Below are 12,236 nucleotides of genomic sequence, written 5' to 3'. Positions count from 1 at the left end.
TTATTATTTCATCAAGTGCGTTCCAATGACCATCCGCTGAATCTCACTTGTACCTTCATAAATTTCACAAACTTTGGCATCACGGAAAAACCGCTCTACCGGGTAGTCTTCTGTATAGCCGTAGCCGCCGTATACCTGCACAGCTTCGATACTCGTGTTAACCGCAGCACGGGAAGCATAAAGTTTTGCCATCGACACTTCTTTGCCGCATGGCTGCTGTGCCTGCTGCAGACGGGCCGCTTCGTACACCAGCAATTTGGCCGCTTCCACATCCGTAGCCATGTCCGAAAGTTTGAAAGAGAGACCCTGGTGTTTGGCAATCGGTTTGCCGAACTGTTCCCGTTCTTTCGCGTAACCTACCGCATGCTCAAGAGAAGCCTGAGCGATGCCGAGCGCCTGAGCAGCGATTCCGATTCTTCCGGTATTAAGGTTGGCCATCGCAACGTCGAACCCTTTTCCTTCTTCCCCGAGCAGGTTCTCTTTCGGCACCCGGCACTGCTCGAAGTTGATGGCACACGTGCTTGATCCGTGCAGTCCCATCTTTCTTTCCACTTTGCCGACTGTGAAACCGGGAGTGTCTTTCTCCACAATAAAAGCGCTGATACCTTTACTTCTCGATTCTTCCGGGTTGGTACGGGCGAATACGATGAACGTATCTGCCGCCTCGGCGTTAGTGATGTACGCTTTAGAGCCGTTCAGGATATAGGAATCCCCGTCTTTGACCGCTTTCGTCTTCAGACTGGCAGCGTCAGACCCGGCTCCCGGTTCTGTGAGGGCAAAAGCTCCCAGATACTCGCCGCTTGCCAGTTTCGGAATGTATTTCTTCTTCTGCTCTTCCGTTCCGAAGTAAAGAATTGGGTTCGTGCCCACTGAAGTATGAACGGACAAAATCACTCCGACTGTCGCGCTCACTTTCGACAGTTCATTGATGGCGATAATATACGAGGTGAAGTCCATCTCGGAGCCCCCGTATTCTTCAGGGATCGGTATACCCATCAGCCCGAGTTCTCCCATCTTTTTGACTACTTCTATCGGAAAACGGTCTTCCGCTTCCATACGTTCGATGGCCGGGGCGACTTCGTTCTCAGCGAAGTCCCGGACCATTTTCTTCATCATCTGCTGTTCATCAGTTAATAACATTCGGTTCTCTCCTATTCATAAACGTAAAAACCGCGACCGGATTTCTTCCCGAGCCAGCCGGCTGCTACATATTTCTTGAGCAACGGACATGGACGATATTTCGAATCGCCGAATCCGTCGTAAAGTATTTCCATAATGGACAGACATGTATCAAGGCCTATGAAATCCGCCAGCTGGAGCGGCCCCATCGGATGGTTCATGCCGAGCTTCATAACGGTGTCCACATCCTCTTTCGACGCCACGCCTTCGTACACGGTGAAAACAGCTTCGTTGATCATCGGCATAAGTACCCGGTTGGAAACGAAGCCCGGGTAGTCGTTCACTTCCACGGGTGTTTTCGCCAGCTGTTCTGCCAGTTTCTCTACGCGCTCATACGTCTCATCACTCGTCTGGATCGCCCGGATGATCTCCACCAGTTTCATCACCGGTACAGGGTTCATAAAGTGCATACCTATAACCTGTGACGGACGGTTCGTTACCGCCGCCACGTCCGTGATCGGAAGAGACGAGGTGTTCGTCGCAAGAATGGCGTGGTCCGGCATAATGTCATCGAGCTGACGGAACACTTTCTCCTTCACATCCATCCGCTCTACTACGGCTTCGATTGCAAAGTCACAATGCGCAGCGTCTTCCATACTGGAAGCGGTCTCGAGGTGAGCTTTCGCCTGCTCCGCCCCTTCCTTTGTCATACGTTCTTTCTCGACAGCACGGTCGAGACGCTTATAAATTCCTTCGATCCCTTTTTTCAACGCTTCTTCGTTTACATCAAACAACTTTACGGAGAAATTGTGCGAAGCAAATACCTGTGCAATTCCGGCGCCCATCTGACCGGCACCTATAACGAAAATGTTCTTCATGATTAAGCTCCCTCCACTTCGATCATAACCGCATCACCCTGGCCTCCGCCGGAGCAGATAGCAGCGATTCCGGTACCGCCGCCGCGACGACGAAGTTCGTAGGCAAGTGTAAGGATGATTCTGGCACCACTTGCACCGATCGGGTGACCGAGCGCCACGGCACCGCCGTTGACGTTCACTTTATCCGTATCAAGTCCTGCAATCTTACCGCCGGCCAGTGACACGACCGCAAATGCTTCGTTCACTTCGAACAGATCGATATCTTCCATCTTTTTGCCTGTTTTTTCGAGAATTTTGTTAATGACTAGTCCCGGTGTTTCAGGGAAATCCTGAGCTTCCACTGCAATTTCATCGTGGGCGATGATTGTGGCAAGCGGCTTAATGTTCTGCTGCTTCGCTTTCTCATCACTCATCAGTACCATTGCACACGCTCCATCATTCACACCAGGTGCGTTACCTGCCGTAATACTGCCATCAGAGTCGAAAGCAGGTTTCAGTTTCTTAAGTTTCTCCGCTGTCGTATCCAGTCTCGGTGCTTCATCGGTATCGACACTGATCGGATCACCTTTTCGCTGCGGTACTTCAACCGGCACAATCTCTTCTTTCATCACGCCGGATTCGATCGCTTTGCCGGCAAGTTCGTGGCTGCGCGCCGCCCATTCATCCTGGGCTTCTCTGGAAATATCATGCTTATTAGCCGTACGGTTACCGTAGCTTCCCATGTGGATGCCCTCGAAAGAGCAGGTAAGACCGTCGTGGGTCATCATATCTTTTACGGCACCATCGCCCATGCGATAGCCGAACCTCGCTTTCGGAAGGAAGTACGGAGCACTGCTCATGCTTTCCATGCCGCCAGCGACGATGATTTCCTCTTCTCCGAGACGGATGAACTGATCGCCCATCGTTACACTGCGCATACCGGAAGCACAAACTTTGTTGACGGTTTCCGTCTTCACATGCCACGGAATATTCGCGTTCCGTGCCGCCTGGCGTGAAGGCAGCTGTCCCTGACCACCCTGAAGCACACTACCCATAATGACCTCTCCTATATCCTTACCTTCTACTCCGGCGCGCTGCATAGCTTCCGCAATGACTTTTCCGCCAAGATCCGAAGCAGATAAAGAAGAGAGACTTCCTCCGAGTTTCCCGAACGCGGTACGTGCTCCATCAACAATCACTGTTTTTACCATTAATAATTCCTCCTCCATAGTGGTAACGCTTTCAAATAATCCTATTGAACGCTCGCTCAATTTCCTCTCATAAGGAAAGTGTACAAAACTTTCTGTACACTTTCCACAATTTTTTGATTTTTATTTTACAGATCGGGTATTTTCCGCTTCGGTGTTTCTAAGCGGAAGCCCCCGCTTTATCTTTTCATGCCAGCTCACAGGCTTCCAGAAACTCACGTTATAAGCCCTCCGGACCACCGGAAGGAACATCTCTTCCGGACGGCCGGCCTGCTTATTCCGGTGTTTCTAAGCGGAAGCCCCCGCTTTATCTTTTTCAAAGATGGATTTTGCGAGTATTTCTGCGATGTCCATCGTGCTGACTGTTTCTTCGACTTCTTTCGCTTTCGTACCGTCGGAGAGCATAGTCAGGCAGAATGGACAGCCACTGGAGATCATAGTCGGTTCCACTTCAAGTGCCTGTTCGGTACGGGCTTCGTTGACGCGGTTTCCGGTCTTCTCCTCCATCCACATCATTCCGCCGCCCGCTCCACAGCACATGCCGTTGGAACGATTACGCTGCATTTCCACAACTTCTACACCCGGAATCATTTCAAGCACTTCACGAGGCGGTTCGTACACTTCGTTGTAGCGACCGAGATAACAGCTGTCGTGGTACGTAATTCTCTCATTGACCGGTGCTTCCGGTTTCAGGCGTCCTTCTTCAAGCCACTCGGCCAGCAGTTCCGTGTGGTGATACACTTCCGCTTCGAAACCGAAGTCCGGATATTCGTTTTTGAAAATGTTGTAGGCGTGAGGATCGATCGTGACGATCTTCTTCACGTCGTGTTTCTCAAATTCCTTGATGTTCTTCTCCGCAAGTTCCTGGAACAGGAATTCGTTCCCCATGCGGCGGGCCGTATCTCCGGAGTTCTGTTCCTTGTTTCCGAGAATAGCGAATTTGATGCCCGCTTTGTTCATAAGTTTAGCGAAATCCATCGCGATTTTCTGACTGCGGTTATCATATGATCCCATAGAGCTTACCCAGAACAGATACTCGAATTCTTCGCCTTCTTTCTTCAGTTCCTTCACCGTCGGGATGTATGCTTCTTCATCAAGGTCACGCCAGTTTTCGCGTTCTTTCTTGGAAAGTCCCCACGGGTTCCCCTGACGCTCGATATTCATAAGAGCACGTTGACCATCCGGATCCATTTTCCCTTCGGTCATTACGAGATAGCGGCGCAGGTCGATGATTTTATCGACGTGCTCGTTCATGACCGGACAGGCGTCTTCACAGTTCCGGCACGTCGTACATGCCCAAAGCTCTTCTTCCGTGATGACATCCCCGATCAGGTTCGTTTCGTTCACGCGGTCGACCGCATCGTTCTGTTCATTGCGGGCCATCGACGCGAGCATATTTCCTTCGGTTCCGGAAAATGCGTAGGAAGGCACCCACGCTTCGCGTCCTGTGACCGCTGCCCCTTTTTCGGTCAGGTGGTCACGGATCTTAACGAGAAGATCCATCGGAGACAGCATTTTCCCGGATACGGAAGCGGGACAGACGTTCGTACAGCGTCCGCATTCCACACATGCATACAGGTCGATCATCTGCAGCTGGTCGAATTCTTCCACTTTTCCGACACCGAAGGACACATCTTCCTCATCCGTTTCATCATCGATGTCGAAATTGATCGGTTTCAGCTTTCCTGGAGCATCCTCACGACTGAGGAAGACGTTGACCGGAGCTGCAATAAGGTGAGCGTGTTTCGACTGAGGTACATATACGAGAAAGCTGAGCAGCGTAATCAGGTGAATCCACCACATAACGAAAAATACTGCGGCTGCCGCTGTTTCCGGGAGCCATCCGAATCCGAGCGCGATAGCACTGGCTACCGGTTCCCAGACGCTTGCTTCATGTCCGTGCCAGATAATGTTCATACCGTTCCCGGCCAGCACCGTCACCATCAGTGTTCCGATGAAAATAAGTACGAGACCGGCTTTCCAGCCGCGCTTCAGGCGGGCGAGCTTCTCTATGTAACGACGGTAGAAAGCCCAGACGACGGCAACGATGATAGTAAGTGTTACGAGTTCCTGGAAAAACGTAAAGGCAGGATACAACGGACCCAGCGGCAGATGTGAATCAGGCGCCAGCCCCTTCCAAATAAAATCAATCGCTCCGAACTGTACAAGTATAAATCCATAAAACATCATGACGTGAATTGCTCCTGATTTCTTATCTTTGAGCAATTTTTTCTGACCGAAAACGTAAATACCTATCTTTTGAAGGCGACGTTTGATCTTTCCGTCGAATTCAAACTTCTTCCCCATACGGATATAAGCAATTCTCGTCTGAACGATACGTGCGAAAAGATAAAGCGCATAAATCGTTATTCCGAGAAAAAACAACCAGTTCACCAGCAGTAAAGGATCCATCCTTTTTCCCCCTCTTTCCTATTTTCTGTATTGAAACCCCTTTCATGTTCCAGTTAACTCTACTATAAAACTGAATGAGCATTCAGTCAACATGTTTCGCTTTTTTTCTTCCTGTATCTGTGAATGGAGATACGTGTATATATCTATAATTTCAGTTACAATCGGGGTATGGATTTTTGGAGGTGGAGAAGTGCGCACTATTAAAATTATCATTTCACTTTTACTATGGATCGTGCTCGATCTGATTCTCGGCAGGAGAAGTCAGCGCAAACATAACCGTACGCTTGCGTTCGAACAGACGAGAGGGAACTACCGCTTCTACAAAAACGGCACCCCGCTTTTTGAGGATCTGTTCGACGAGATCTCCCAGGCCCAGGATCAGATTGACGTATACTATTATCTCGTACGACGGGATATCATCAGCCGTAAGTTTATGACACTTCTCAAAATGAAAGCGGAAGAAGGGGTAAGGGTCAACCTTCTCGTTGACCGGCTCGTAAGCGCGCCGCTGCGCCGGGAATACCGTGCTCTGAAGAAAGCGGGCGTGGACGTAGCCTTCGCAGAGACGCCGAAGTTCCCTTTTTTCTTCTATACTTTCAACCGGCGGAACCACCGGAAAATGGTGGTCATCGACGGAGTGATCGGCTACGTGGGCGGTTTCAACGTCGGCCGGGAGTACATCGGAAAAAGTTCCCAGTTCATCGACTGGCGTGACTATCATTTGCGGCTGACAGGTTCGATTGTCCGCGATCTGCATCGGATCATCGCGAGTGACTGGACGTACAATACCGGGGACGCTCTTCCTTCCGTCGCTTACCGGGAAGGAGGAAAACACCCCTTCCAGCTTGTAGCATTCGACGGAATCGGAGTCGAAAATACTTTCCTTACGATGATCAGGCGGGCCCGGAGAGAAATTCTCATCGGCAGTCCCTACTTCATTCCGACCAGAAGGATTCACCGGGAACTGCTGAAAGCGCTCGAGCGCGGGGTGGACGTTCATATTCTGCTTCCGCTGAAACGCGATCACGCTTTCGTGAAAGAGGCCGGTTTCCCGTCTCTTCAGAATCTTGTCCTTCACGGAGCAAACGTCTACCACTACAACGCAGGCTTCTATCACGCCAAGCTCGTTCTTGTGGACGAGGAAGCCGCCGATATCGGTACGGCGAATTTCGATAAGCGGAGTATGTTTCTGAATAAGGAAGTGACCATCTCCATCTTCGACGAAAGTTTCGTCCGGCATCTGCGTTCCGAGTACTTCAAAGATACGGAAAACTCTCTCGTATATGATAAAGAACAGGCTGCCAACCCTTCTCTCGGTACGAAAGTGAAAACACAGCTCGTCAAACCGTTCCGATGGATGCTGTGACCTTCTTTCTGTAAAAAACAAAAAAGAGTGATGTTCTTCTATAAATCGAAGAACATCACTCTTTCTTTATATATTATCATTCATCCCGGGACGTTTGCGCCTACATTTTCTCGGGAGCTTCGACGCCGACGAGAGAAAGAGCGTTCCTGAGCGTCTGCTTTACAGCTTCCATCAGTTTGATGCGGGAAGCCGTACGTACAGGATGCCCGGCATCCAGAACTTTTTCCGCATTATAGAAACTGTGGAGGTTCGATGCAAGATCGAACGCGTACTGAGTGACGCGGTGTGGCGTCCGGTTCACTGCAGCGTCATTCACGATCTGCGGAAATTCCCCGAGACGCTTCAGAAGATCGATTTCTTTCTCCGAAGTGAGCAGCGTGCCGTCGAACTCATCGGAGCGGAGATTCTTCTCCTCGGATTGTTTCAGCATCGTTGCGATACGTGCGTGTGCATACTGTATATAATAGACCGGGTTTTCGTTGGATTCGGAACGGGCCAGGTCCATGTCGAAGTCGAGGTGTGAATCACTCGAACGCATTGCGAAGAAATAGCGCATGGCGTCCACTCCGACTTCATCCATCAGTTCGCGAAGCGTAACGGCCTTGCCGGTACGTTTGCTCATCTTCACTTTTTCCCCGTTTTCAAACAGGTTGACCATCTGGATGATTTCGACCTCAAGCGTCTCTTTGGCATAGCCAAGCGCCTGAACGGCCGCTCTCATCCGCGGAATATACCCGTGATGGTCGGCGCCCCAAATGTTGATAAGGGTATCAAAACCGCGGTCCAGCTTGTTTTTGTGATAAGCAATGTCCGGAGCCAGATACGTATAAGTGCCGTCGTTTTTTACGAGGACACGGTCTTTGTCGTCTCCGTACTCCGTAGTTCTGAACCACGTCGCTCCTTCCTGCTCATACACGAGATCCCGAGCTCTCAGTTCTTCGACAGCCGCTTCGATTTTGTTCTCTTCGTACAGGGACGTCTCGGAGAACCACTCGTCGAAAGTGACGCGGAAATCACCCAGGTCCTTCTCTATACGGGAGAGTGCATACCGGAGGCCAGATTCACGGAAGTGACGGTGTCTCTCTTCCCCTGAGACCTCCGCCCACCTTGCACCTTCCTCTGCGGCAAGCTGCTTCCCGAGCTCAATGATGTCCGCTCCGTGATAACCGTCTTCAGGCATCGCGTATTCTTCTCCGAGCGCCTGCATGTAGCGGGCTTCTACAGATTCTGCGAGTTTTGAAATCTGATTCCCTGCATCATTGATGTAGTATTCCCTCTCCACGTCGTACCCGGCCGCTTCAAGAATATTACAAAGTGCGTCCCCGATGGCTGCGCCACGGGCGTGCCCCAGGTGCAGCGTTCCTGTCGGATTCGCAGATACGAACTCCACCTGAATACGCTCTCCGCGGGCTTCTCCGCTTTTACCGTAGCTTTCTTTTTCTTCGAGGATAGAGGGAACGAGTTCTGCGAGATACGTATTGTTCATACGGAAGTTGATGAACCCGGGGCCGGCGATTTCCATCTCCTCTATCGAAGCTTTCGACTTATCGAACGCCTCTACGATGTCCCCTGCGATTTCTCTCGGATTCATTTTTGCGATCCTCGCCATTTGCATAGCCATATTCGTGGCATAATCCCCGTGCTGCTTATCTTTCGGCTGCTCGAGTACCACTTCCGGGATTTCTTCGGAAGAAGCAAGCCCCGCTGCTTCCACGGCGCGGACGATCTCTTCTTTGATCTTTGCCTCCGTCTTTTCTGCAATGTTCATTCCGTTTCCTCCTTAAGCGTTAATTTCAGCTGGTGATCCTGTGTGACATCTTCATTGACCGTCATCTTATAGACAATGAACAGCTCACCGTTTCCTGAGTCGCCCGGGGGACGGTAATCCAGCTGTTCCGTCCAGGTGCTCATGAAAAGTTTCCCGTATTCATGTACGTACGTGTTCTCGGTTTCCGTGTTGACCTCGAACAGCTGGCGCATTTCCACGCCTCCGGAGCGTTTAATGCTTACATGACCCGGTTTGATAGTCACCATCGTATCCACCGGCTCTCTTCCTTCCGGATGTTCCCTGAAAGTCACTACGTCCATATTCCCTTTTCTGAAAAAGCGCCCCTTTTCTGACAGAGACATCTGCTCGGAGTCCGAACCGTCCCGGATGTGCGTTTCTAACGTAACAGCTACGTTTGTCATGCTGTAATCGCTCCTTTTTTCGTCCCGTTTATAACTAATCCATTATAAGAAGAGTGCAGTAAAAACTCAAGTTGTTTCCCGTAAATAGTCGATCGTCTCCTGCAGTTCCGTATGGATATCCACGTGCGTCGTAATGCTGAAGATGCTGTACAGTACCACCACAGCCGCTGTGATGCCTGTATACCACTTGTAGGGCACTTTGTTGCGGAAGGGACGGTAATTTTTATGAAAAGCGAAGAGAATAAACGGCAGCAGTGCTCCGATCGCCACGATGTCCCGGGTCCACTGCTCCTTTTCCCTGTTGCTGATGACAGAAGCCCGGAGTGCTTCGTTCACGTGCTCTTCTGCACTCGTCTCCCACGTTTCCCCTTTGTACTCAACTTTCCACGTATTGTTTTCGATCGAATGTTCATAAGGAACAGGTGTAAAAGAAAATCCGATGGTCGCCACCAGAATCGTTCCCATAACAATCGCATAAACTACAGGTATCCATAACAGTTTTTTACTCATAAAGCCTTTCCTTTCTCTGCCCCCCGGCTTAAGCGACGGGCTGCATCCGGATCATTTCACTTTCATCCCACCTATTTTAGCACGAGTCATCGGTTCCGCCAAAGCCCCATGTTTACGCTTGTGCACCCTCTGAAGCACTTACGTTTCATCATGAGAATAGAAAAAAGACCGGCTGACGATTCAGCCGGTCCTCTTTCTGTCTTAGTAAAAGCATTTTTCCATGCTACTTCAAATATATTACTGCGGATGATTTTTTTCAAGGCGGGAGGTTTCGGAAAAGTGAACATTTTGTGACACAGGCGCCCGATAAAAGTTCCCGGGCCGTACTTTCCTGTTCACATCGATACGTCGGTAACTTCATGGCGGCTGAGTCTCAACAGCCGGCCGCCGTGGATATCACGGCACTCCAGCTCCCCGCTTCGTCTGTGGAAACGAAGCGGCACCACTTCATGCACACCCCCGTCCATTTCAATACAGACAGGAAGCTGCCCCTTCATTGCGTGCTGCAATAAAAAATCGATTCCTGCCGCCTGCTGTTCTTCCATATGTCCCTGTTCAACCCGCTCGTCCTCTTTCCAGAGATTACGGAGCATTTCGATGTGCTCCGGCAGCATGAGTGAAGTCCATTTGATGGAGCCGCGATCTTTCGGTTCCTGATTCATCATCATCCCTCCAACACGAACGTTTGTTCCTATCATATCACACTACCCGTTTTTGTGCACGGGGATATCAGGAAACAGGACGCAATTCCCGGATGAAAGCCCACGCTTCTTCCAGTTCTTCCTGTTTATAATTCTGTCTGCTTTTCACCGTATATACCTTCTCTTCAATTTCCTCTTTCGGCAAATGTTCAAAGAAGAGCATCGTCGAAACCAGTTCAAGGAACCTGGAACTTTTTTCATTCATTGCACTGATATATCCCCCGAGTTCCGGACGTTCAATATCCGCATGTTCCAGAAAATCGTGTCCGGAGTCCGTAAGATTATAGCGGTACTGGTAATAATTCCGCTTTTCCTCCATCGCTTCCGAAATGAAGCCGAGGTTGCACATTTCCTCTATGCGAAGCGTCAGTTCCTCCGAATAAGGACCGTAAAAGTGGAACTCATACTTTTCTTCAAAAGGGACTCCGCATTTTTTCATAATGAATATCATTTTCTGGAGACGTTTCCGTCCCACTACTTCCTCACAACTGTTAAAAAAGTGCATTAATCTCGCGTGTTTCTCGAGCATTACTGTTCCTCCCTGCCATACAGAATTCCTTTAATCCGCTGCTTCGCTTTCTCGTCACTGATCTGCTCAATCGTATCCGCCGGAAAATAGAGTTTATGGTCCGTCCGTTTCTTCCCGGAAATCGATTCGACGATTTCGGAGAGCCGGGACAGCTCCTTCAGTCCCCCGTCCGGCTGCAGAAGATGAATCGGCAGTCTTTCCCCTTCTTCTCCCGGACGATAGAAATCGTAAGGAAGATCGGAGCTTGAATCCACTTCGAGATAAAAGCGCGGATCGACCCCCGCCTCTTCAAATAAATCGTACAGTTCCCGCCAGGCGTTCATCTGCAGATTCGGGTTGAATTCAATATATTTGAACAGTCTCCTGTTTACGAACCGTTCACACAAATCGCTCAAAATCGGATCTTTCTCCTTTATCCACATCTGGAAGTAGTACATCACTACGTTCTCATCCAGATCCAGGTATTCTTCGAGAGAAGGTGCTTCTTCAAAAAAGGAGAAGAAATGTACGGGTTTAAGCTCAAACTCGTAGCCGTTTTTATACAGATCCTTGGCACGCTTCAGAATCTTCGACAGGATCACTTCCGCACTGCGGGTCACGGGGTGGAAATAAATTTGCCAGTACATCTGATAGCGGCTCATTATGTAATCCTCCACCGCATGCATACCGCTTTCCTTGATCGCCACCTGATCCTCGAGCGGACGCATGACGCGGAGTATTCGTTCCATGTCGAAATGACCGTAACTGACCCCCGTAAAATAAGCATCACGCTGGAGGTAATCCATGCGATCGGCGTCGATCTGGCTGGAAATGAGGCTGACGACGAGCTTATCCTGGTACGTCTTGTTGATTACATCCGCCACTTTCTTCGGAAACCCTTCTTCCACTCCGGAAAGAACCCGGTTCACTTCCGTATCGCCGAGCAGGATCGACTGCGTATAATCTTCGTGATCGAGCCTGAAAGCTTTCTCGAACGAGTGGGAAAAAGGACCGTGGCCGAGGTCGTGCAGCAGAGCCGCACATAGGGAAAGCAGGCGCTCGTCTTCATTCCAGTCTTTGTGATCACGGAAGTTCTCAAGGATGCGCCGGACGATTTCATATACCCCGAGAGAGTGGCTGAAGCGGCTGTGTTCCGCTCCGTGGAACGTAAGGTACGTCGTTCCGAGCTGCTTCACGCGGCGCAGCCGCTGGAATTCCCGGGTACCGATCAGATCCCAGATTACACGGTCCCTGACGTGAACGTAGCGATGGACCGGATCTTTGAATACTTTCTCTTCGTCTAATTTTTCATCACGATAAGCCATGTGTCTGCTCCATTCCTTTTTTGTCCAGTATAGCCTCTTG

The 12,236-nt window shown here is 50.2% G+C and carries 11 protein-coding genes; 1 reads left to right on the top strand and 10 read right to left on the bottom strand.

The annotated features are described in order from the left end of the window. Positions 1 to 3: 3 nt before the first annotated feature. The 4 genes from CKW00_RS03400 to CKW00_RS03385 form a co-directional block, all read right to left on the bottom strand. The gene (locus CKW00_RS03400) at positions 4 to 1,140 is read right to left on the bottom strand and encodes an acyl-CoA dehydrogenase (protein ID WP_095821391.1); all 1,137 of its coding nucleotides are present in this window, start codon (positions 1,138 to 1,140) and stop codon (positions 4 to 6) included. A gap of 11 nt (positions 1,141 to 1,151) precedes the next feature. Then, entirely contained in the window at positions 1,152 to 1,997 is an 846-nt protein-coding gene (locus tag CKW00_RS03395; RefSeq protein ID WP_095821390.1) for a 3-hydroxybutyryl-CoA dehydrogenase, read from the bottom strand. A 2-nt stretch (positions 1,998 to 1,999) separates the two neighbouring features. Next, on the bottom strand, positions 2,000 to 3,187 hold the full coding sequence (locus CKW00_RS03390; RefSeq protein ID WP_095821389.1) for an acetyl-CoA C-acetyltransferase: 1,188 nt from the start codon (positions 3,185 to 3,187) through the stop codon (positions 2,000 to 2,002). A gap of 285 nt (positions 3,188 to 3,472) precedes the next feature. Continuing rightward, complete coding sequence (locus tag CKW00_RS03385; protein WP_095821388.1) at positions 3,473 to 5,596, bottom strand: heterodisulfide reductase-related iron-sulfur binding cluster; 2,124 nt, start codon at positions 5,594 to 5,596, stop codon at positions 3,473 to 3,475. 190 nt (positions 5,597 to 5,786) lie between these two features. Between CKW00_RS03385 and cls the strand changes: the two genes are divergently transcribed. Beyond that, the gene (gene cls, locus CKW00_RS03380; RefSeq protein WP_158221267.1) at positions 5,787 to 6,962 is read left to right on the top strand and encodes a cardiolipin synthase; all 1,176 of its coding nucleotides are present in this window, start codon (positions 5,787 to 5,789) and stop codon (positions 6,960 to 6,962) included. A gap of 100 nt (positions 6,963 to 7,062) precedes the next feature. Here cls and argS read toward each other — a convergent pair whose 3' ends face one another. The 6 genes from argS to CKW00_RS03345 all read right to left on the bottom strand — a co-directional run bounded on the left by argS (position 7,063) and on the right by CKW00_RS03345 (position 12,196). Then, positions 7,063 to 8,730 carry an arginine--tRNA ligase gene (gene argS / locus CKW00_RS03375; RefSeq protein WP_095821386.1) on the bottom strand — a complete coding sequence of 556 codons (1,668 nt, stop codon included), beginning with the start codon at positions 8,728 to 8,730 and terminating at the stop codon, positions 7,063 to 7,065. Beyond that, the gene (locus tag CKW00_RS03370; protein ID WP_095821385.1) at positions 8,727 to 9,152 is read right to left on the bottom strand and encodes a DUF1934 domain-containing protein; all 426 of its coding nucleotides are present in this window, start codon (positions 9,150 to 9,152) and stop codon (positions 8,727 to 8,729) included. The genes argS and CKW00_RS03370 overlap by 4 nt, the downstream gene beginning before the upstream one ends. 66 nt (positions 9,153 to 9,218) lie before the next feature. Further along, entirely contained in the window at positions 9,219 to 9,662 is a 444-nt protein-coding gene (locus CKW00_RS03365; RefSeq protein ID WP_095821384.1) for a hypothetical protein, read from the bottom strand. Between the two features lie 335 nt (positions 9,663 to 9,997). After that, a complete protein-coding gene (locus tag CKW00_RS03355; protein WP_233129699.1) occupies positions 9,998 to 10,324 on the bottom strand; it encodes a YolD-like family protein in 327 nt (108 codons plus the stop codon). Between the two features lie 67 nt (positions 10,325 to 10,391). Further along, positions 10,392 to 10,892 (bottom strand): YwgA family protein, encoded by a 501-nt coding sequence (locus CKW00_RS03350; protein ID WP_095821381.1) that lies wholly within the window; start codon positions 10,890 to 10,892, stop codon positions 10,392 to 10,394. Then, a complete protein-coding gene (locus CKW00_RS03345; RefSeq protein ID WP_095821380.1) occupies positions 10,892 to 12,196 on the bottom strand; it encodes an HD domain-containing protein in 1,305 nt (434 codons plus the stop codon). Before CKW00_RS03345 ends, CKW00_RS03350 begins: the two co-directional genes overlap by 1 nt. Positions 12,197 to 12,236 lie beyond the last annotated feature (40 nt).

Source organism: Salimicrobium humidisoli (genome assembly GCF_002295105.1).
Taxonomy (GTDB): domain Bacteria; phylum Bacillota; class Bacilli; order Bacillales; family Halobacillaceae; genus Salimicrobium; species Salimicrobium humidisoli.
The sequence above is the reverse complement of the archived record's forward strand: the minus strand, read 5'-3'. Positions and strand labels throughout refer to the sequence as shown.